Consider the following 21,529-nt stretch of genomic DNA (forward strand, 5'->3'; position numbering starts at 1 on the left):
AATGGCCCTCAACGTCTTCAACTTGACATTTGCATGGTATAGGCTAGAGCAATCCCTCCGCAAGAAAGCGATTTCAGACTCATGGTCAAGCTCCATCTGCCCTCCGCCGACGGCACCACAGTCGACTGGGCGCCCGGCGAACCGGCCCGACTGGCGACCGCCTCGGCCCCGCCGGTCTCCCGCCACGTGTACGCGGCGGCCCACGTCGTGGCCGACCCCTACCGCGCCTCGGCCGCGGGCGGGCCCGACCAGATCGACTGGGACGCCACGCTCGAGCTGCGGCGTGATCTGTGGTCGCTCGGCCTCGGCATCGCCGAGGCCATGGACACATCGCAGCGAGGCATGGGCCTGGACTGGCCGTCCGCCCGCGAACTCGCGACCCGCACCCTCGCCGCGGCGGGCGAGGTCGGCGGACGGGTCGTCGTCGGTATCGGTACCGACCAACTCACCGACGCCCGGCCGACGCTGCCCGAGATCGTCGACGCCTATGTCGAGCAGATCGCGACCATCGAGGCGCTCGGCGGCGAGTGTGTGCTGATGGCCAGCCGCCATCTCGCCGCAGTCGCGCAGGGGCCCGACGACTACCTGACGGTGTACGACGAGGTCCTGTCCCACGCCACGCGTCCGGTCGTTCTGCATTGGCTCGGATCGGTCTTCGATCCGAGCCTGCAGGGGTACTGGGGGGACGACGATCCCCTGGCTGCGATGGACACGGTCCTGACGGTCATCGGCGAGCACGCCGGAACCGTCCGCGGAATCAAGATCTCGTTGCTCGACGCAGCGCTGGAGATCCGGCTGCGCAATCGGATCCCGGCCGGGGCACGGGTGTTCACCGGCGACGACTACAACTACGTCGACATGATCGCCGGAGACTCCGACGGTCACAGCGACGCGCTGCTCGGCGCGTTCGCGGCGGTCGGTCCCTTCGCATCGGCCGCGCTCGCACGGCTCGATGAGGGCGATACCGCGGGCTACCGCGCGATCCTCGGCCCCACCGAGGAGTTGTCACGCCTGATCTTCGCCGCACCCACGCAGTACTACAAGGTCGGCGTCGCGTGGCTCGCGTACCTCAACGGCCAGCAGAACCACTTCCGGATGATCGGCGGATTCGAGACCGGGCGCAGCCTGGTGCACCTGGCGGAGCTGGTGCGCGCAGCGGACCGGATCGGGCTGTTCACCGACCCCGAGCACACCGCGGCCCGGGTCGGGGCGTACTTCGCCGTCAACGGGATCGGCTGAGCGATGCAGGTACAGGACTGCAGCCTCAACTCCGCCACCGTCCGCGGCGCAGGGCTCGATGCGGTCGTCGACCTCGCGATCGAGCACGGATTCGGAGGTGTGGGCCTGTGGCGGGACGTGCTCGAGGGCGAGGACCTGGGCCGCGCCGCGGCGCGTATCAGCGGGGCGGGCCTCCAGGTGTCGAGCGTGTGCCGGGGCGGCATGTTCCCGCAGCCCACCGCCGAGCTCCGACGGGAGCGGTTCGACGACAACCGCCGCGCCGTCGACCAGGCGGCCGCCCTCGGCGCACAGTGCCTGGTGCTGGTGTGCGGCCCTCCGGTCGACGGCCGGATGGACCGGGCGCGGGCCGAGATCGCGGACGGCATCACGGAACTCGCCCCGCACGCGCAGCAGGCCGGCGTCCGCCTGGCGATCGAACCATTCCATCCGATGATGGCCGCCACCCGGTCGGCGATCACATCGCTGCGCGAGGCCGCGCTGCTGGTCGGCGCCATCGATCTCCCGCACGTGGGGCTCGCCGTCGACTCGTATCACGTGTGGTGGGAGACCGCGCTGCGCGGGCAGATCGTCGACCTCGGCGACCGGATCCTCTCGGTCCAGGTGGCGGACTGGGTGACCCCGATCATGGGAGAGCTCACCAGCCGGGGCATGCCGGGTGAGGGGGTGATCGACATGGTGGGTTTCCTCGGCGACTGTCGCGACGCCGGGTACCGCGGGCTCGTCGAGGTCGAGGTGCTCAGCAGTGCGTGGTGGGCACGTCCGGCGACCGAGACGGCGGCCGCGGCCGCGCGTGCCATGTCGGAGCTCCACATCGACGGTAACGGGCGGGGCGATCGACCCGCGAGTATGCAATCGGCCGCCGGTCGGGCATGCGAGCATAGGGGGACGATCCAGGGGTCGTGACCAGCGGACGACGCGATGTCCACACTGGTGACGGCCGGTCCGGCTCGGTATTGTGCAGCAGTTCCCCCGACCGACCAGTGAGGACGACAGCCATGAGCGCCTCCCGCCCGGCGAGTCAACCCGGCCGCGCCACGATCGCAACGGTCGCAGAGGCGGCGGGGGTCTCCATCGCGACTGTCTCCCGCGTGATGACGGGCTCGTCCGCAGTGAAACCCGAACTCGCGGAGCGGGTTCACGAGGCGGCTACGCGGCTCGCCTACCGCCCGAGCCGCGCCGCGCGTGGGCTGGCGCTCGGCTCGATGCGCAACATCGGCGTGATCCTCCCCGATCTCACCAACGCGTACTTCTTCGACGTCGTCAACGAGATGCACCGCGGCGCAGCCCAGTGCGGCTACCGCATGTTGGTCGCGGATTCGTCCGGTGACCCCGCCGAGGAGCTGGACACCGCGATGGACCTGCTCAGCCAGGTCGACGGCCTCGTGCTGCTGTCCAGCCGCATCCCGACGGCCGGCCTCAAGCAGCTGGCACGGAACCCGGCGCCGACGGTCCTGATCAACCGTGTGGAGCTGGGCATCGACCTGCCGATGATCGCGGTCGACAACTTCACCGCGACCATGCAGCTGTGCAGCCGGCTCGCCCAGCTCGGGCACCGACGCGCGGTCTACATCGGGGGATCCGAGCTCGCGTGGCAGAACCGCGAGCGCTGGCGGGCGGTACAGAGCTCGTCCGCCTTCGGTATCGAGGCGACCCAGGTGACCGCCGACGGCACCGTCGAGGGCGCCTACGCGGTGGTCCAACAGGCGCTCGCCCACGACCCCACGGTGCTGATCTGCTTCAACGACCTGAGCGCGATCGGCGTGCTCTCCGCGTTGCGCGACGCCGGGGTGCGGGTACCAGCCGACGTCTCCGTCACGGGATTCGACGACATCGTGTTGGCCCGACACGTCGTGCCACGGCTGACGACGGTCACGACACCACGCGCCGAACTCGGCCGCCGCGGCTGGGAACTCATGCAGGCCATGCTCGACGGTGGCGAGCGCCCCGATTCGCCGCCCGCCCTCGAGGCGCGGGTCGTGGTCCGGGACTCCACCGGCCCGGCACGCTGAACCGCGTCATCCACGGCCGCCCACGGTTCGTCCGGCAGATGTCTCCGGAACACTTGAGAAAGCGCTTTCCGTCCTGCTAGTCTGTTAACCACATCACAGGCCGTGCCATCCAGGGATCACCGGAGGCTCGCCCAGGCTCGTTAGAAAGCGCTTCCTCAATGACTCGATCCCGCTCCATCCGGCCCACCCGGATGACTGCCCGCGAAGCCGTCGCACTGGTGCCGAACGGCGCCACGCTCGCGCTGACCGGTGCCGGCGGCGGCGTGCTCGAGCCGGAGTCACTGCTGAACGCTCTCGAGGAGCGCTTCCTCGGCGGCGACGGACCGGCCGAGCTCACCGCCGTCTACGCCCTGGGTATGGGAGACCGCGGTCGCGGGGGCACCGGACATCTCGCGCATCCCGGCCTCGTCAAGCGGGTCATCGGAGGCCTGTGGACCTGGTCCCCCGAGCTCCGACAGATGGCGCAGGACGAACTGATCGAGGCGTACACACTGCCGGGGGGCGTGATCAGCCAGCTGTTCCGCGAGATCGGTGCGCGCCGGCCCGGGCTGATCACGTCGGTCGGCCTCGATACCTTCGCCGACCCCCGGCACGGCGGCGGCAGGTTCAACCGGCTCGCCACCGACGAGCTGGTCGAACTGATCGAACTCGACGGCCGGGAGTACCTGCGTTACAAGCCCTTCCGCGTCGACGTCGCGTTCGTGCGCGGCGACACCATGGACCGTAACGGCAATATCGGCTGGGCCGGCGAGGCGGCGCAGCTCGACGCGGCCGCGATCGCGCACGCCGCACGCGCATCGGGTGGCATCGTGATCGCCCAGGTCAAGGACGTCACCGACGGTGTGCTGGATCCCCACGTGGTGCATCTGCCCGCCGCGCTCGTCGACGTCGTCGTGCACGATGCGGCGCAGCGCCAGACCCACTCCGCACCGTTCGACCCCCGGCTCTGCGGTGCCGGCGACGAGACCGACTTCGATGTGCGTGCCGCCGACCTCCCACACGGCGCGCGTGCGGTCATCGCGCGACGCGCCGTCGCCGAGGTCGGCTCCGACCAGATCATCAACGTGGGCTTCGGCATACCGACGTTCGTCGTCGACGAGTTGGCCGCCGCGGGCCGCCTCTCCGACAACACGATCGTCATCGAGCAGGGCATCTTCGGGGGCCGACCGCTGTCGGGCGACCTGTTCGGCGCCTCGGCATCCCCCGAGGTCATGCATGCGTCGACCACGCAGTTCGACCTGATCAACGGCGGCCTGATCGACCTCACCTGTCTGGGCATGGCCCAGGTCGACCGCACCGGCTCGGTGAACGTCAGCCGGATCGGCGGAGTGATCAACGGGCCGGGCGGATTCGTCGAGATCTCGGAGAGCGCCCGCCACGTGGTCTTCTGCGGGACCTTCGCCGCGGGCGGCCTCGACGTCGAGTGCGGCGACGGCCGGCTGCACATCGTGCGCGAAGGACGGATACCCAAGTTCGTCGACACCGTCGAGCAGATCACCTTCTCCGGCGGCCGCGCGATCCGCGACGGCCAGCGGGTCACCTACGTCACCGAGCGCGCCGTATTCGTCCTGACACCCGACGGCCTCGAGCTGACGGAAGTCGCCCCGGGCATCGACGTCGAGCGAGACATACTCGCGCACATGGGATTCGAACCGATCATCACGCGCCCGATCCCGATGGCCCCGGAGCTGTTCACCGCCCACACCCACCGACCTCCGACACCCACCGACCACCAGCAAGGAGCCAACCGATGACCTTCGCACCCGGCACCGCCAACAGCAGGATCCCGACCACACTGTTCGGCGCCGACGAGCGGGCGCTCGTGGCCCAGTTCGTCGACGAGCGGATCCGCCCCATCGCCGCCGATCTGGACGAGACGGAGCGCTTCCCCGAGGAGGTCTACTCCGAGATGGGCAAGATCGGCCTCTTCGGCATCACCGTCCCGGAGGAGTTCGGCGGCGTCGGCGGCACCGCCCTCGACTACCTGTTCGTGATGGAGTCGCTCTCGTACGGCTACGCCTCGATCGCCGACCAGTGCGGCCTGGTCGAGATCCTCGGCAGCCTGCTGAGCGCATATGCGACGCCGGCCCAGCAGGAGGAGTACCTGCTGCCGCTGCTGGCGGCGGAGAAGCGCTGCGCGTACGCCATGACCGAGCCCGGATCGGGCTCCGACCTCGGATCGATCACCACCCGCGCCGAACGCACGGCGACCGGCTGGCGCCTGCGGGGCGAGAAGATCTACATCCACAACGCGCCGGTCGCCGACTTCGCCGTGGTGTTGGCGGTGACCGACCCCGAGCTCGGCAAGCGCGGCGGCATCTCGGTCTTCCTCGTCGACGTCGACACGCCGGGCATCAGCCGCGCCTATCACGAGCACAAGATGGGACAGCGCGCCTCGCAGATCGGCGGGCTCGTGTTCGACGATGCCGAGATCGACGAGTCCGCTCTGCTGGGCGAGGAGGGGAAGGCGTTCGGCTACATGATGAAGGTGCTCGCGAAGGGGCGCCTCGGCATCTCCGGGCTCGCCCTCGGCATCAGCCGTGCCGCGCTCGACGCCGCGGTCCCGCAGTCTCTCGACCGCCACCAGTTCGGCCGGGCCATCGCCGACAACCAGGCGATCTCGTTCTCGCTGGCCTCGGTGGCCACCGAACTGCAAGCTGGGATCGCGTTGTCCGTCTCGGCAGCGCAGGCGTTGGACGCGGGCGACGCGGACGCGGAGGTGCTCTGCTCGATGGCGAAGCTCAACGCCTCCGAGAACTGCGTCCGGCACACGGACGCGGCGGTGCAGGTGTTCGGCGGTAACGGCTTCATCCGCGGGTACGAGGTCGAGCGCCTATACCGGGACGCCCGGATCACCAAGATCTACGAGGGCACCAGCGAGATGCAGCGGCTGATCATCAGCCGATCGCTGCTGCGCGCCGCGGGCTAGCCCGGAGCAGTCGGCGCCGCGGCGATCCGCCCGCCGAAGAAAGCGTTATCACAACGGTCTGCGTACCGCCCACCCCGATCGCCCGCCTCGTCGCCCTGCCCGTCCAGCCTGGTCACCCCTACTACGACCTTCCCCCGTTCCACCCCCGGGACGCCGTTGTCTCACCCTTGACATGTGGCGCCCATCACTGTAGAAAACGCTTACAGGAGGTTCCATTCATGTCACCGATATCCACCGGGAGGGGGTTGGTGCGCCGCTGTGCCACGGTCTGCGTGGCCGGCGTCGTCGCAGCCGCGACACTGTCCGCCTGTGGCGACCACCAGACCTCGGGCTCCGGCAACCTGCTGATGGTGTCCGAGGTGCGGTCGCTGACCAACCCGTACGAGGCGGCCTGGGTGGACGCGAGCCGGGTGTACGCCCGTTCGGTCGGCGTGCCGCTGAAGGTCATCGTCTACGGGGGTGATTCGCAGCAGGAGCTCTCCCAACTCCAGTCCGTTCTGGCCACCGGCAAGAAGGTCCTGCTCAACATCAACCCCAACACCAGCGCAGACACGCCCGCGATCGTGCGGGCGGTGCAGAACAGCGGTGGCTGCGCAGTGACTCAGTGGAGCAAGCCTGCGGACCTGCACCCGAAGGACGTCGGCGACGGGTGGGCGGCCTACGTCGGGTTCGACGGTGTCAAGGAGGGCTTCGACACCACCAACGTGCTCGCCGACAGCATGGGCGGACACGGCGGCGTGATCGCCATCCAGGGCCTGCTCGCGAACGAGATCAGTCAGACCCGATACGCCGGCTTCACCAAAGCCCTCGCCGGCCACCCCGGGATCACGCTGCTCGACGCCCAACCCGCCGACTTCGACCGGAACGAGGCGTATTCCACCACTCAGACCCTGCTCAACAAGTACGGCGACAAGGTGACGGGCATCTGGGCGGCCACCGATTCGATGGCGCTCGGCGCCCTGCAGGCAGTTCGCGAGAAGGGCAAGGTCGGCCAGATCAAGGTGTCCAGCGCATCCGACGCGACCCCCGAGGGACTCGAAGCGATCCAACACGGCGCCATGGTGGCGACCTACACCACTGATCCGTACTTCAACGGCGCCATGGGACTCGCGATCTGCTATCAGGTCGCCACCGGCCAGCGCAAGGTCGCCGACCTGACTCCGCAGCAGCGCGAGTTCTTCCTCGACCAGACCCTGATCACCAAGAGCAACGTCAACGACTACACCACCAGGCCCACGGACCAGCAGATCGTCGCCGAGGTTCGAGATCCGTTCTCCCGCATAGCGGGACCGGTCGTGCAGTAAAGGAGTCCGACCATGCCCACCCCCGCTCCGGCGCGATCCAGCGCCACTTCCCCGGCTGCCGACCCGGCGACACCGTCGACGGGCGGCTCGATCCTCCTGTCCCGGTGGGCCCGATCGCTCGGTCCCCTCGCCGCTCTGATCCTGCTGTGCATCGTCTTCTCGTTCACCGCCACGGGGTTCTTCAGCCTCGGCAACCTCAGCGCGGTCATCCAGCAGGCCGCAATCCCCCTGATCTGCGCGATGGGCGCCACGCTGGTCATCCTCATCGGCAGCGTCGACCTGTCGATCGAAGGCGTCATGGCGGCGTCCGGGCTCACCTTCGTCCTGCTGGCGTCGAACAGCGTCAACTCACACGCCCTGGGGCTGTGGGCGGTGGTCATCGCCGTCGCGGTCGGCGCGCTGTTCGGCTTCGTGAACGGGTGGCTACACGCCATCGCCCGCGTCCCGTCGTTCCTCGTGACCCTCGGTACCTGGTTCATCGGCCTCGGTGTGGCGACGGTGCTCTTCGGCACCAACACCCCTCAGCTCACCGATCCCGGACTGGCCGGGTGGGCGCGCGGTTCCTGGCTGGGGGTGCCCATCATCGTCGTGTTCGCCGTGATCGCAGTGCTGATCACCTGGTTCCTGTGCACCGCCACATCACTCGGCACTTTCACCTATGCGGTGGGCGGCGACGAGGGCATCAGCCGCGTCACCGGCATCAAGGTGGCCCGCACCAAGGTAATCCTGTTCACCATCGCGGGGATCATGTCGGGTTTCGCCGGCGTCCTCGCAACCATCCGGCTGGGCGTCGGCGACGTCGGCGTCGGATCGGGGAACCTGTTCCTCACGCTCTCGGCGGTGGTCGTCGGTGGCACCCTGCTCAGCGGCGGACGCGGCGGACCGCTGCACTCCGTCGTCGGCATCCTCCTGCTCGTCACCCTGGGCAACGGCCTGTTGCTCTCCGGTGCGAGCCCCTACATCCAGCAGGGCGCGCAGGGAATCATCCTGGTCGCGGCGGTCATCGCGACCGCATGGCCCGCCCGCACGCGATTGGGAGTCGTGAAATGACAACACTTCTCGAGCTCGACGGGATCACCAAGCGATACGGGCCCAACACCGTCCTCGACAACGTCTCGCTCACCGTTCGCAAGAACGAGGTCATCGGCCTCATCGGCGAGAACGGCGCCGGCAAGTCGACCCTGTTGAAGATCCTCGCGGGCGTCCACCGCCCGGACGAGGGCACCATGCGGGTCTCCGGCGTCGACACCGTCTTCACCAGCCCTGCCGATGCGACGCGGCACGGGGTCGGCGTGGTGCACCAGGAGCAATCGCTACTGCCGAACCTCACGATCGCCGAGAACCTCACGCTCGGTTCCGAATCCGACTTCACCCGCTTCGGCCTGATCCGGCGCGGTGCGCGTCGCCGTGCCGCACAGTCCATGCTGGATCTGGTCGACTCCGAGGTCAGCCCGGCGGCCCTCACCGACGACGTCGGGTTCGCCGAACGCCAGATGATCGAGGTCGCCCGCGCGGTCGCGGGCAAGCAGACCGGCCACGCTCCCCTGCTCGTCCTCGACGAGCCGACCTCGGTGCTACAGCCGGCAGACATCGAGGTGCTGCACCAGAGGGTCCTCGTGCTGCGGGAGATCGGCTCCGTCATCTTCGTCTCGCACCGGCTCGACGAGGTCCTCCGGTTCTCCGATCGTGTCTACGTCCTCCGCGACGGCAAGCTGGTCGGCGAGCGGTCCACCACCGATGTCGACGAGCGCGAGCTCTACGCGATGATGATCGGCAAGGAGGCCGCCGACGAGATCTACAGCACGGGCCGGCGGAAGCCCGTGCCCGACGGAACGCCGATGCTCGCGGCGCGCAACGTCACCGTCCGCGGCCACGTGGACGACGTGTCGATATCCGTGCTGCCGGGTGAGGTCGTCTGCCTGGTCGGGGTGGCCTCGTCGGGACGGGAGGAGCTCGCCCGCGCGATCTTCGGCGCGATGCCGGCGCAGGCCGGGTCGTTCGAGGTCAAGGGAGAGCGGCTGAACCCGTCGTCGCCGACCGCCGCGGTGGCGGCCGGCATCGGGTACGTACCGGCGGAGCGACGCAGCGAGGGGATGGTGTCAGGCGCGACGGTGGCCGACAACATCAGCCTCGCGCACCCGAGCACGTCGATGCAGAGCCGCTCGGGCGTGGCGCGCCGGGAGGCGCTGGGGTGGATCGAGCGGCTGCACATCCGCCCCGCCGACCCCGACGCCGACATCGCTCGCCTGTCCGGCGGCAACCAGCAGAAAGCCGTGCTGGCCAAATGGATCCGTGACGAGGACCTGACGGTCCTCATCCTCGACCACCCCACTCGCGGACTCGACATCGGTGCCAAGGAGGACGTGTACGCCCTCGTCCGCGACCTGTCCGACCGCGGAGTCGGCGTGCTGGTGCTCGCCGACACCCTCGACGAGGCGATCGGCCTCGGACACCGGATCGTCGTCCTGCGCGACGGCCGCGTGTCAGCCGAATTCGATTCCGTCGCAACCGAACCGCCCACGAAGATCGAGATCCTCGAGAAGATGATGTGAGATGGCCGACACCGCTTCCCTCCAGACCGTGACCCCACCCCGCCCGACGGGTAGAACCAGCGCCATGCTCTCGCCGGCGGCGCTTCGCACCGCGGGCCCGCCCCTACTGCTGGTCCTCCTCGTGGCCCTGGTCACCGTCGCCGAACCGCACTTCTTCTCCGGCACTGCCCTGTCCGTGGTCACCGCCCAGGCGCTCCCGCTCTTTCTGCTCGGGCTGGGACAGATGTTCGTGATCCTCACCGGTGGTATCGACCTGTCGGTCGCCACCGTGTGCTCGCTCGGGACTGTGATCCTGGCCCAGACCATCGGCGCCACAGGTCCATTGGCGATCCTGATCACAGTGATCGCCACCGCGGCGATCGGCGCGGTGACCGGATTCCTGACCACGCTGGGCCAGGTGCCGTCGTTCGTGGTGTCGCTCGGCGCGCTCGGGTTCTGGGGCGCTGTCGCACAGGCCCTATCCGGCTCGACGACCATCTACATCGACAAGCACTACGACGCGATCTACTGGCTCAGCTCGTGGACCTTCCTCGACATACCCGCCGCGGTATGGATCGGCATCGTCATCGGAATCGTCATCTGGGCGTTCATGTCCCGCCACCCCCGAGGCAACGTCTTCCACCTCGTCGGCCTCGGCGAGCGTCCCGCCATGCTGAGCGGCATCCCCACCCGACGGATCAGGGTCGCGGCGTTCGCGCTGTCGGGGCTCTTCTCCGGGCTCGCCGCCGTGGTCCTGTCTGCGCAACAGCAGAGTGCAGCACCACAATTGGCCGACGCGCTGCTGCTGCCGGCGATCGCCGCAGTGCTCGTCGGCGGCTGCGCCATCACCGGCGGTATCGGCAGCGCCTTCAAGGTCGCCGTGGGCGCGCTGATCGTGACGATCCTGCGGGTCGGCGGCGCGGTGACCGGAATCGACCCCAACTACCAGCAGATCGTCTACGGCGGCGTCGTCATCGTCATCGTCGTGCTCACGCTCGACCGCAGCAAGCTCACCATCATCAAATGATCCATCGACACCCCCGCTAGGAGATCCACCATGTCCATCTCAGTTCGAGGCGCCGTCATCGAGAGCGTGGGCGGCCGCTGGGAGGTCGAGGACCTCGAGCTCGCCGAACCCGGCCCGGGCGAGGTGCGGATCAGGGTCATGGCCTCGGGCCTGTGCCACTCGGACGACCACCTCGTGACCGGCGACATCCCCAACGTGCTGCCCTTCCTCGGCGGCCACGAGGGTGCGGGCATCATCGACTCCGTCGGCCCGGGCGTCACCCGAGTACAGGTCGGCGACCACGTCGCCACCGCGTACCTACCCGCGTGCGGCCACTGCCGGTGGTGCTCGCAGGGCATGCAGTACATCTGCGACAGCGGCGCAGGAATGGAGAACGGCTTCGGGCTCGCAGGCAACCCCCGGTTCACCCGCCGCAGCGGCGCGCCCCTGGGCGCCATGCAGCGCCTCGGCACCTTCGCCAACTACCTCGTCACCGACGAGTCGCAGGCGGTCAAGATCGACGACGACCTGCCGTTCGACGTCGCGTGCCTGGTCTCCTGCGGCGTCGCCACCGGTTGGGGCGCTGCGGTCAACGCCGCGCACGTGCGGCCCCGTGACACCGCGCTCGTCGTGGGCGTCGGCGGTGTCGGCATCAACGCCGTGCAGGGCGCCCACCACGCGGGCGCCGCCCACGTGGTGGCGGTCGACCCGGTCGCGTTCAAACGCGACGAGGCCCTGAAGCTGGGTGCCAGCCACGCCTTCGCGTCGATCGCGGAGGCCATGCCGTTCATCCACTCGGTCACCAACGGGCAGGGTGCCGACTCCGCGGTCATCACCGTCGGCGTGGTCGACGGTGCGCTGATCGCGGAGACGTTCTCGGCCGTACGCAAAGAGGGCCGGGTCGCCCTCGTCTCCATCGGACAGAACGAGCCCGGCATCCCGATCAGCCCGCTGGAGCTGGTCGTCTATGCGAAGACCCTGCGCGGCGTCCTGTTCGGGAACTGCAACCCCACCAACGACATCCCCGCACTGCTCGACTACTACAAGGCCGGCCTCCTCAAGCTCGACGAGCTGATCACCGCGCGATACTCGATAGACCGGGTGAACGAGGCCTACGCGGACATGCACGCGGGCAGGAACCTGCGCGGTGTCCTCATCCACGAGCACTGACCAGCCACCGACTCCAGGAGCACCCATGCCATCTCACGTAGCCGCCGAACCCACCGACACCGTCCGCCGCTACGGACTGTTCATCGGCGGAACGGCAGAGGATCCGGCCGGCATCGCCTCGATCAGGCGGCAGAGCCCCACCGACGGTAGCGATCTCGCCGAGTTCGCCGCCGGTACCTCGGAGGACACCAGACGCGCGATCGCCGCCGCTCGCCGGGCGTTCGACGACGGGCCGTGGCCGCGGACGTCGGCGATGGAACGCGCCCGGAAGCTGCTGCGGGTGGCCGAGCTGATGCGGGCCGACGCCGACCGGCTCGCCGAGATCGAGGCCGCCGAGAGCGGCAAGCTGCTGCGCTACGCCCGGGGCGACGTCGAGGGGAGCGCCGAGCTCTTCGAATACGCCGCGGGATTGGCGATGTCGAGTCACGGTGAGGCGCATACCGGGCTCGGTGAGGGCTGCACGGCCCTCGTCGTCCGCGAGCCGGCCGGGGTGGCGGCGATGATCCTGCCCTGGAACTTCCCGCTGCTGCTGCTCGCGCAGAAGCTGCCGTTCGCGCTCGCCGCGGGGTGCACCGCCGTCGTCAAGCCGTCCGAGTTCACCTCGGGGACCGCACTGGAGCTGGCGCGCATCATCAGCGCCGCCGGGATACCGGACGGCGTGGTGAACGTGGTGACCGGATACGGGGCGGACGTCGGCGCCACCCTGGCCGAGAGCCGCGACGTCGACCTGCTGTCGTTCACCGGCAGCACCGCGACGGGGCAGGCGATCACCAAGGCCGCGGCGGCGACGGCGAAGCGGCTGTCGATGGAACTCGGCGGCAAGGGCGCGAACATCGTGTTCGACGATGCCGATCTCGACGATGCACTCGACGGCGTGCTGTTCGGCGCGTTCTTCAACAACGGCGAGTGCTGCGTGGCCGGCGCGCGCCTGCTCGTTCAGGAGTCCATCGCGGACGAGTTCGTCGAGCAGGTCGTCGCCGCGACCGGCCGGCTCCGGACCGGTGATCCCCTCGACGAGTCGACCGACGTGGGACCGATGATCCACGGCGGCCACCTGGAGAAGGTCCGCGGCCACATCGCCTCCGCGCAGGCACACGGCGGCACCGTCGTCACACCGGCCGAGCCCGCGGGCGGCCCCGACGGCGGCCACTTCGTCACGCCGACCGTCGTGGTGGGCGTGCACGAGGACTCCCCCGAGTTCCATCAGGAGATCTTCGGCCCGGTGCTCACCGTGACGCGCTTCCGGGACGTCGACGAGGCGATCCGCCTCGCCAATGCGACCGAGTACGGGCTGTCGAGCTCGTTGTGGACCAAGAACATCGACCGGGCGCTGACGGTGGCGAAGGCCCTGCGCAGCGGCCGCGTGTGGGTCAACACCACGATCGACGGTGGCCCTCAGCTCCCCGCGGGCGGGATGAAGCAGTCGGGCTACGGCCGCGAGATGGGCATCGCCGGGTTCGAGGAGTTCACCGAGCTCAAGTCGATCCAGATCCGGGAGGGCAAGCGCACCCCCGCATTCCCGCACGCCTCCGCCTGACGTTCTTCCGTCACGCGGCGAGGTGCGCGCCCTCCACGATGTCCAGATTCTCGGCGACGACCCCGCGCGCGAACTCCGCGAACTCCAGTGCCGTCCGCTGATCGGCCCCGCGTCGGTATGCCGCTTGCACGATGGTCGGCGCCGTCCCCTCGATCGGCAGCGCCCGCAGCAGCGGATTCCGAATGCCCAGACGCCAGCCACTGAGCGCGACCGATAGGACACACTTCGATCCTGCGATCGCAGACTGGAGCTCGGAGATGGTGACGGCCGTGCTCCGCACCCGCTCGTACGGCTGCCTCAGCTCCTGCAGTTCCCAGAACGACGACCACCGGTCCGGGGTGTGCACCAGGTTCAGCACCGGCATGTCGAGAAGCGCGTCGGCGGTGACCGGCTCGGCGCCCGCCGACTCGGCGGCCTCGGCGCTGTAGCAGAGCACCCGGGGCTCGTTGAACAACGGAGTGAAGTCCAGACCGTCGTATTCGCGCTGTGCGCGGACGATCGCCACGTCGACGTCACCCGAGGACACCGCCTCGAATTGATCACCGAAACTCAGATCCGCCACCGACACGTCCACGTCGGGGTGCGCGCGACGGTACTCGCCGACGATCAGCGGCGTGAGTTCGCCAGCTCCGAGGTGACCGGAGAGCAGGCCGACCCTGATCCTGCGGCGACGGCCGACCCGACGCGCTTCGGCGACGGCGTCGTCTACCGATCGCAGGATCAGGCGGGCCTGGTCGAGGAAGACGCGCCCCGGCTCCGTGAGCTCGACGCCCCGGGGGCTGCGGACCAGCAGGGGCGCGCCGACCACGCGCTCCAACTTCCGCATCGCCTGTGAGATGGCCGGTTGCGAGAGGAACAGTCGCCGCGCCGCCGCGTGGATGCTTCCTTCTTCGGCGACGGCGACGAAGACCTCCATCTGGCGCAGGTCCATTTCCGCCACCTCGATTCCCACCACCGCGATCCATGTAGTGATGCAGGTCACGATAGCCCGCACGCTCGGCGGTCGGCCAGCGAAGCCACGGGGGATAAGCAGATGTTCTCACCCCGATAAGTGAGTGACCTCTACCGACGGCGACGCCACAGGTGTGACATCGAGTGCACCTACCCCGACCCCGAGGAGCCACCGAATGTCCTCCGCCCGAGTCAACCGCGACCTGGCCGATCAGGCCCGAGTACAGCTGGGCGACGCCGTCCGCGCATTCCTCGCCGAGCGGACCGCCGTGGACTCCCCGCTGTTCGATGTGTCCACGAAGATGGCATACGGCAACTACGCCGCGGTGCGGTCGATTCCGCTGTTGATGGACCTCGTGTCGGCGCGGCTCACACCCGAGGAGCTCGGCCGGCGACTCAAGACCGTCGGCGTCCCGCTGGGCCTGGTGATGAACGGCCTCGGATGGGTGCTCACGATGGGCCGGATCCAGCTGTACAAGGACGCGGGCTGGCCGGAGAAGACCGATGTCGTGGTCCCCGAGGATGCCCGGGGCGCCGAGGTGCTGACCTGGTGGGCCCGGATCATGCAGACATACCGCAACGACGGCGGCCTGGTGCCCGGCCAGGGCGGCACGCCGGAGACCTACGAGGTCCTGCCCGACGAGACGGTCGCCGAGATGGCGAACGCCGCGCTCACCGAAGGCGCCGTCGCCGCGGACGGCACTGCGGCGAACGGCGGCGACCGCGACATGCTTCGCCGCGCCATCGCCGAGCTCGACATGTTCGAGTTCGTCACCCACGCCGAGGCCCGCGACGGCATCCACCACCACGGCCCCTACAAGCTCGCCGACGGCCGCACCGTGCTCTTCAAGGAGTTCACCGACCTGCAGGGCAAGTACATGCCGAGCAAGGACGACGCCAACCGCCTGCCTGTGTCGCGCATCGTGATCGCCCTGGTGATGCGCGACGTGGAGATCCGCTTCGACCTGTTCGCCGTCTACGCCGAGCCGGAGAACCTCCTCGACCACGTCGAGGGCATCGCGATCTACTCCGACGACGATCTGCACCGGATCACCCTTCCCGAGCTCGCGGAGATCGCCGAGGCGTCGGTGAAGGCCCAGCGCGACTACTTCCTGAAGATGGCCCGCTGGGACGACCGGACGAAGGTGACCCACGGCGCCAGCCAGTACGCCACCGACTTCCACGCGCTGCTGCCCCTCGCCGGCTACTCCGAGGACGAGGTCCGCACGCTGTGGGTCGAACCGTTCGAGAAGGCCGCCGAGGACTACTACGACCGAGCGACCGGAGACACCCGTCTCGGTGCCTTCGAGCACCTGCTCGGTGGCGGCGAGCCGACCACTCCCCCGTTCGCCTGACCTTCCACCACGTCACACGCGCAGACCGGCCACGGGCCGATCCGCCGGCAAACGAAAGCAGAGGAACCCATGTCCGGAAACTGGACCACGGCCGGCAGCGGCGACTTCGTCTCGGGGACGGAGCCTGTCGAGGGCACCGTCGTCGAGATCTCGACGACTGAAGACGTGCTCCCCCTGTTCGACGATTGCCCGAGCGATCTCATCGTGCTGCTGCACACCTCCGGCGGCACGATCCTCTCGCCCCTGTTCTCCGACATCAAGGGCGTGATCTCCACGGTCGGCGGCAAGGGCTCGCATGTGGCGATCCTGTCCCGCGAGTTCGGCATTCCGTGCGTCATGGGAACCGAACTGAGCGGCGAGGGGCTGCACGGCCGCCACGTGCGGATCGAGACCGACGGATCCGTCCAGGTCGCGGGCTGAGCGATGCGGAACGAGTTCGACCTCCTCCATGCACTGCGAATCAAGGGGCGGGTGCCGGCAGATCAGGTCGGCGCGGACCCAGCGGTCGTGACCGCGGCCGCCGACGCCGGCCTGATCGCGGTGACCGCGCGGGGCGTGCTCCTGACCGGTGCGGGCCTCGTGCGGCACGCAGGCCTCCTCGCCGAGCAGGTGTCCACCGCCGACCGGGACGGCCTCGAGCGGACCTACGACAGATTCCTCCAGGTCAACCGGGCGGTGAAGGACGCCTGCGCACAGTGGCAGGCTGCCGGATCCGCTGCCACCGACGACGACCTGCTTCGGGCCGTCGACGCGCTGGAGCGCGCATTCACTCGCGTCGACCGTCCACTCGCCAAGCTCGCTGTGCGGCTTCCCCGCTACGGCGTCTACCGCGACCGGCTCGAGGCCGCGCTCGAGCGTGCCACAGAGGGCCGGCGCGACGCGCTGGCGGATCCGGGATCGGACTCGTTCCACACGGCGTGGTTCGAGTGCCACGAAGACTTCCTGGTGTCCCTCGGCCGGGCGCGCGAGGAGGACGAATGAGCACCTCGACCTCCGAGCTGGTCGTCGGATTCCGTGCGGCGGAGACATCGGATCGCGCGCTGCTGGGTGGAAAAGGTTCCGGACTGGTCGACATGACCCGCCTGGGGATCCCCGTCCCGCCCGGCTTCGTCCTGACGACCGCCTGCGGCCTACGCCACCGTGAAGCCGGCAGCCTGCCGACAGAGGCACAGGCAGCGGTCCAGGCCCACCTCGCCGTGCTGGAGCGGGAGATCGGCCGCCGCTTCGGCGATCTCGACGATCCGCTGCTGGTCTCGGTGCGCTCGGGCGCGCCGGTCTCGATGCCGGGGATGATGGACACGATCCTCAACGTCGGCTTGACGCCGGACTCCGTGGCTCGGCTCGCCTCTGCGACCGGCGACGCGCGATTCGCCTACTCCAGCTTCGAACACCTCCTCAGCGGGTTCGCGACCTCGGTGCGCGAACTGCCGCCCGACCTTGTCGACGACGCCGTCGAGGGCCTCGACCGCGACACCGCCGAGGGCGCCCGTCAGCGCTGTACGGCCCTCCTCGCCACGATCGAAGCGGAGACGGGAAGCCGGTTCCCGGCTCCGGAGGGCCAGCTCACGGAGGCGATCGCCGCGGTGTTCGCATCGTGGGACAGCCGTCGTGCGCGGGCCTATCGCAGGCACAAGGGCATCGACGACTCGATCGGCACCGCCGTCGTCGTCCAAGCGATGGTCTACGGCAACCGGAGCGACACGTCGGGCAGCGGCGTCGCCTTCACGAGAGACCCGGCGTCCGGTGCACCCGGCGCATGCGGTGAATATCTGCCGCGCGCCCAAGGGGAGGACGTGGTGTCCGGCCGGTTCGAGTCGCGTGGTCTCGGCGCTCTCGCGGTGACGCTCCCAAGAACCCACGCCGAGCTGGCCGCTGTGCTCGACCGGTTGGAGCGGCATGCCACCGACATGTGTGACGTCGAGTTCACCGTCGAGAGCGAGAAGGTGTGGATTCTCCAGACGCGCGTCGGGCAGCGCAGCAGTCGAGCGGCGGTGCGCATCGCCGTCGACCTGGCTCGCGAGGGGATCATCAGCACGGCCGAGGCCGTCCGCCGGATCGACGAGCGCGCACTGGCGCGCCTGCCGCGGACCGCCGATCCCGCCCCCGACCGAGATGCACTGATCGCGCGCGGAATCGCCTCGTCGTGCGGCGCCGCTACCGGCCTCGCAGTCTTCGACGCCGACGCCGCCGCCGAGTACGCCGCGCAGGGGCGTCGAGTGGTCCTGATCCGGCCGACGACGTCGCCGTCGGATATGTCCGGACTCATCGCCTCGGCTGCAGTCGTGACCGGTCGCGGCGGCCCGATGTCGCATGCCGCGGTCGTCGCACGCGGCATGGACCGCCCGGCCGTCTGCGGCGTCGGGCCGATCGAGATCTCCGCCGACGGGCGCACCGCGACCGTCGACGGCCGATCGGTGCATGTGGGCGAAGCGATCACCGTCGACGGTGACAACGGCTGGCTCGCCCGCGGCGAGCTCGAGCTCGTCGACGCCGAGGACGACCCCGATTACCACCGATACCTGCAGTGGCGCCACGAGCTCCACGACACCGACGAGGAGCAACCGTGACCACCGCCGCCGACCGCGACCGCGAGGCGATCGCCGCCCTTGTGGCCAAGACCCGGAGCGCAGCCCGGACCGGCCGGCCCGGCGTGGCTCGCACCGGCCCACCGCGTATTCCCGCGGCCCCGCAGGCTACGCCGAGTGCGGCGGTTCGGGGCGGCATCGCAGCGGCTGTCGACGCCGCGATCGCACGGGCGCGGGCCGCCCGGATCCAGTTGCAGGCGACGACCCTCGAGGAGCGCGCTGCGGCGATCGCGGCCGTCCGCGAGGCAGCGGTCGCGACCGCCGAAGAGGTCGCCCGCCTCTCGCACGACGAGACCGGGCTGGGCCGGTACGACGACAAGGTCGTGATGACGCGGGCGGCCGCCGTGCGGACCCCCGGTACCGAGCTGCTGGCACCGGCCTACACCGGCACGCGCATGTCGGTTGCGCGACAACGCACTTCGGCCTACGGGGTGATCGCGTCGGTGCTGCCGATGACGGTGCCCAACGAGGCAGTGGTCTCACACACCATCGCGATGCTCAGTGGCGGCAACGCCGTCGTATTCATGTCGCACCCGTCCGCGGCTCGGACCACCGCCGCCGCGGTGGACATCTGCTCGCAGGCCCTCGCGGGCGCCGGGCTGCCCGCCGACGCTGTCACCCTGGTGACCGCATCCGGCTCGGAGGCCGCTGTCGAACTCATGCGGCACCCCGGCATCGATCTGCTCGTGGTGACCGGCGGTGGCGGGGTGGTCGCCGAGGCGATGAAGGTACCCGTCAAGTCCATCTGCGCCGGCCCCGGCAACACACCGGTGATCGTCGACGAGACGGCCGATCCCACCGCCGCGGCGGCGTGCATCTACCTGGGCTCGTCGTTCGACAACACGGTGGGCTGCATCCAGGAGAAGGAGGTCTTCGTCCCGCACCGCGCCGCGAAGGGCCTCGTCTCGGCGCTCGCGGCCGCGGGCGCCCACATCGCCACCGCCGCCGAGATCGATGCGCTGACCGACCTGCTCCTGACAGACCCGCGTCCCGGGCAGAGTTCCGCGGTCGCCAGGGACTTCATCGGTCGCGACGCTTCGCTGATCCTCGACGCCATCGGCTCGTCGGGCGCGGCGACGCTGCCGCGATCGGTGGTCGCGGTCGTCGAGCCCGACCACCCGTTCATCTGGAGCGAGATGCTGCTGCCCGTGCTGGCGGTATGCCCTACCGCATCGGCGACCGATGCCCTCGACAAGGCACTCGAAGCCGAGCGCGGCAACCGCCATTCGTCGATCGTCCATTCGCGCGACCCGCGGTACCTGGCCGCCTGCGAACGGACGCTCGACGTCACCGTGCTGGTGCGCAACGCGCCCTCGTTCGCGTCGGTCGGGGTCGGTTCGGCGCAGCCGTTCACGGTGACCCTGGCCTCGCGGACCGGCGAGGGCCCGACGACGGCACGGAATTTCGTGCGCCACCACCACGTGATCGACTCGATCTCCAACGGATCGGCAGGAGACCCCGTATGAGCTACTCCGATTTCGTGTCCGAGGTCCTCGGTTCCGCAGGCTCGAGCGGCAGCGGTTCGAGCGCCAGCGGTCGCCGCTTCGCCCCGATCGCACCCTCGGCTCCGCCGCCGCGCCGGCCGTTCGGCCTCACCCCCCGCACCCCACGATCGAATCGGCCGCTGCGATCCGGGTTCGACGTCGCCGGTCCGACGTGGGATCGCGATCAGCCGCGATTCGCCATCGGACGGGCGTCGCGGTCCGGCGCCCCCGGAACCGTCCGACCTGCCCGCCCGACGGGCGTCGAGACCGTCGCGATCGTCGGTCGCGGCCCCGTCGCCGATCGGATCGACCAGCGGTCGCGCGCGGCCGGATGGCAGACCGAGCGGATCGCGCTGTTTCCCGCCGAGGGCGCGGACTGTCTCGCCGCCGGCTGCCCGCCGGCGTTGCGGACCGCGAGTGTCGTCGTCGTCGCGACGCCCGCCGGCGCCCATCCAACGTTGACCGTCCTCCTCCGGGACTGTCTGCGTCCGGACACACTCCTCGTCCTCGTTCCGGGATCGCCCGGCGCCGCAGGTGATTTCGCGGCGGCGCTCGGTGACGTCGTGGTGGCCGAGACGAGCTGGTCGCCGTGGCAGGCCGACGGCGACGCGTTCAGCGAGGTCGGCCCGGTGCCGCTGGCGACAGTGCCTGCCGGCGCCGCATCGGACGTCTCGTCGAGACTGGCCCCGCTGTTCGCCACGGCGCGGGCACCGAGCACCCTGTGGTCCGCGCTGCACGCCCCGGATGTCGTACTGCGCACCGCCCCCACGCTGCTGCTGGGCACCGTCGGCCCGACAACCCTCGGCGCCGCCATCGACGATCCGGCCGTCGCGCCCGTCCTGGCTGCGCTCGACGAGGAGCGGGCGGCCGTCGCGTCGGCCCTGGGTCTGTCGGTACCCCGCTTGGCGCCCGCGCTCGCCGATCTCCTTGGCACCCCTTCGGATTCGCTGTCGACGGCGGTGGGAGCATTGGCCGACGGACCGCTCGGCGGAGACGTGGACCTGATCCCGTACGGCCTGGTCCCGACGCTGGCCCTCGCGCAGCTGGCCGGTGTCACGACGCCGGTCACGGCGAGCCTGATCGACGTGGCGGACAAGCTCCTCGGCAACGACTTCGTGCTCGCCGGTCGATCCGAGATCCGCGTGGATCTCCCGGTGCGGCCATGATGCTCGGCACCGTCGCGGGAACGGTCGCATCGACCATCCGCACGCCGTCTCTCGCCGGACAGACGTTGGTGCGGGTCGTCGTCGCCGCCGGCCACGCCGAGCACACCGTCGTCGCCTGCAACCCGCTGTCCGCCGGACCGGGCGATCGCGTCGTGATCGCCCACGGCGCCGCCGCCCGCCACGCGCTGAAGCTGCCCGGTGCGGCGATCGACGCCACCGTCATCGCCATCGTCGATCCCGACAAATCGTGACCCGACGCGGGT

19 protein-coding genes are annotated in these 21,529 nt (G+C 69.8%); 18 read left to right on the forward strand and 1 reads right to left on the reverse strand.

The window, feature by feature from the left end:
- Nucleotides 1-81 precede the first annotated feature (81 nt).
- The 11 genes from ABD908_RS05795 (at nt 82) to ABD908_RS05845 (ending at nt 13,725) form a co-directional block, all read left to right on the forward strand.
- Entirely contained in the window at nt 82-1,239 is a 1,158-nt protein-coding gene (locus ABD908_RS05795) for a dihydrodipicolinate synthase family protein (protein WP_344992203.1), read from the forward strand.
- Nucleotides 1,240-1,242: 3 nt separating this feature from the next.
- Nucleotides 1,243-2,142, forward strand: a complete 900-nt coding sequence (locus ABD908_RS05800; RefSeq protein WP_344992205.1) for a sugar phosphate isomerase/epimerase family protein — start codon at nt 1,243-1,245, stop codon at nt 2,140-2,142.
- Nucleotides 2,143-2,234: 92 nt separating this feature from the next.
- Nucleotides 2,235-3,248 carry a LacI family DNA-binding transcriptional regulator gene (locus tag ABD908_RS05805; RefSeq protein WP_344992208.1) on the forward strand — a complete coding sequence of 338 codons (1,014 nt, stop codon included), beginning with the start codon at nt 2,235-2,237 and terminating at the stop codon, nt 3,246-3,248.
- 191 nt (nt 3,249-3,439) lie between these two features.
- Nucleotides 3,440-5,002, forward strand: coding sequence for a malonate decarboxylase subunit alpha (locus ABD908_RS05810; protein WP_344992211.1), 1,563 nt, complete (start codon nt 3,440-3,442; stop codon nt 5,000-5,002).
- Nucleotides 4,999-6,177, forward strand: coding sequence for an acyl-CoA dehydrogenase family protein (locus ABD908_RS05815; protein WP_344992215.1), 1,179 nt, complete (start codon nt 4,999-5,001; stop codon nt 6,175-6,177). The genes ABD908_RS05810 and ABD908_RS05815 overlap by 4 nt, the downstream gene beginning before the upstream one ends.
- A 218-nt stretch (nt 6,178-6,395) precedes the next feature.
- Nucleotides 6,396-7,481 carry a sugar ABC transporter substrate-binding protein gene (locus tag ABD908_RS05820; protein ID WP_344992218.1) on the forward strand — a complete coding sequence of 362 codons (1,086 nt, stop codon included), beginning with the start codon at nt 6,396-6,398 and terminating at the stop codon, nt 7,479-7,481.
- 12 nt (nt 7,482-7,493) lie between these two features.
- Nucleotides 7,494-8,531, forward strand: a complete 1,038-nt coding sequence (locus ABD908_RS05825; protein WP_344992221.1) for an ABC transporter permease — start codon at nt 7,494-7,496, stop codon at nt 8,529-8,531.
- Complete coding sequence (locus ABD908_RS05830; protein ID WP_344992224.1) at nt 8,528-10,033, forward strand: sugar ABC transporter ATP-binding protein; 1,506 nt, start codon at nt 8,528-8,530, stop codon at nt 10,031-10,033. The genes ABD908_RS05825 and ABD908_RS05830 overlap by 4 nt, the downstream gene beginning before the upstream one ends.
- 64 nt (nt 10,034-10,097) lie before the next feature.
- Entirely contained in the window at nt 10,098-11,039 is a 942-nt protein-coding gene (locus ABD908_RS05835) for an ABC transporter permease (RefSeq protein WP_344992227.1), read from the forward strand.
- Nucleotides 11,040-11,069: 30 nt separating this feature from the next.
- On the forward strand, nt 11,070-12,188 hold the full coding sequence (locus tag ABD908_RS05840) for an NDMA-dependent alcohol dehydrogenase (RefSeq protein ID WP_344992229.1): 1,119 nt from the start codon (nt 11,070-11,072) through the stop codon (nt 12,186-12,188).
- Between the two features lie 25 nt (nt 12,189-12,213).
- Nucleotides 12,214-13,725, forward strand: coding sequence for an aldehyde dehydrogenase family protein (locus ABD908_RS05845; protein WP_344992232.1), 1,512 nt, complete (start codon nt 12,214-12,216; stop codon nt 13,723-13,725).
- Between the two features lie 10 nt (nt 13,726-13,735).
- On the opposite strand, the gene ABD908_RS05850 is transcribed toward ABD908_RS05845, so the two are convergent.
- Complete coding sequence (locus tag ABD908_RS05850; protein WP_344992235.1) at nt 13,736-14,656, reverse strand: LysR family transcriptional regulator; 921 nt, start codon at nt 14,654-14,656, stop codon at nt 13,736-13,738.
- A 196-nt stretch (nt 14,657-14,852) separates the two neighbouring features.
- Between ABD908_RS05850 and ABD908_RS05855 the strand changes: the two genes are divergently transcribed.
- The 7 genes from ABD908_RS05855 to ABD908_RS05885 all read left to right on the forward strand — a co-directional run bounded on the left by ABD908_RS05855 (nt 14,853) and on the right by ABD908_RS05885 (nt 21,517).
- Nucleotides 14,853-16,031: a hypothetical protein gene (locus tag ABD908_RS05855; RefSeq protein WP_344992238.1), complete on the forward strand. Its 1,179-nt coding sequence runs from the start codon at nt 14,853-14,855 to the stop codon at nt 16,029-16,031.
- Nucleotides 16,032-16,100: 69 nt separating this feature from the next.
- On the forward strand, nt 16,101-16,451 hold the full coding sequence (locus tag ABD908_RS05860) for a PEP-utilizing enzyme (protein ID WP_344992241.1): 351 nt from the start codon (nt 16,101-16,103) through the stop codon (nt 16,449-16,451).
- Between the two features lie 3 nt (nt 16,452-16,454).
- A complete protein-coding gene (locus tag ABD908_RS05865) occupies nt 16,455-17,012 on the forward strand; it encodes a hypothetical protein (RefSeq protein WP_344992244.1) in 558 nt (185 codons plus the stop codon).
- Nucleotides 17,009-18,598, forward strand: coding sequence for a pyruvate, phosphate dikinase (locus tag ABD908_RS05870; protein WP_344992247.1), 1,590 nt, complete (start codon nt 17,009-17,011; stop codon nt 18,596-18,598). Before ABD908_RS05865 ends, ABD908_RS05870 begins: the two co-directional genes overlap by 4 nt.
- Nucleotides 18,595-20,082: an aldehyde dehydrogenase family protein gene (locus ABD908_RS05875; RefSeq protein ID WP_344992250.1), complete on the forward strand. Its 1,488-nt coding sequence runs from the start codon at nt 18,595-18,597 to the stop codon at nt 20,080-20,082. Before ABD908_RS05870 ends, ABD908_RS05875 begins: the two co-directional genes overlap by 4 nt.
- The gene (locus ABD908_RS05880) at nt 20,079-21,266 is read left to right on the forward strand and encodes a hypothetical protein (protein ID WP_344992252.1); all 1,188 of its coding nucleotides are present in this window, start codon (nt 20,079-20,081) and stop codon (nt 21,264-21,266) included. Before ABD908_RS05875 ends, ABD908_RS05880 begins: the two co-directional genes overlap by 4 nt.
- On the forward strand, nt 21,263-21,517 hold the full coding sequence (locus ABD908_RS05885; RefSeq protein ID WP_344992255.1) for a EutN/CcmL family microcompartment protein: 255 nt from the start codon (nt 21,263-21,265) through the stop codon (nt 21,515-21,517). Before ABD908_RS05880 ends, ABD908_RS05885 begins: the two co-directional genes overlap by 4 nt.
- Nucleotides 21,518-21,529 lie beyond the last annotated feature (12 nt).

It is taken from the genome of Tsukamurella soli (assembly GCF_039541155.1).
GTDB classification, from domain to species: domain Bacteria; phylum Actinomycetota; class Actinomycetes; order Mycobacteriales; family Mycobacteriaceae; genus Tsukamurella; species Tsukamurella soli.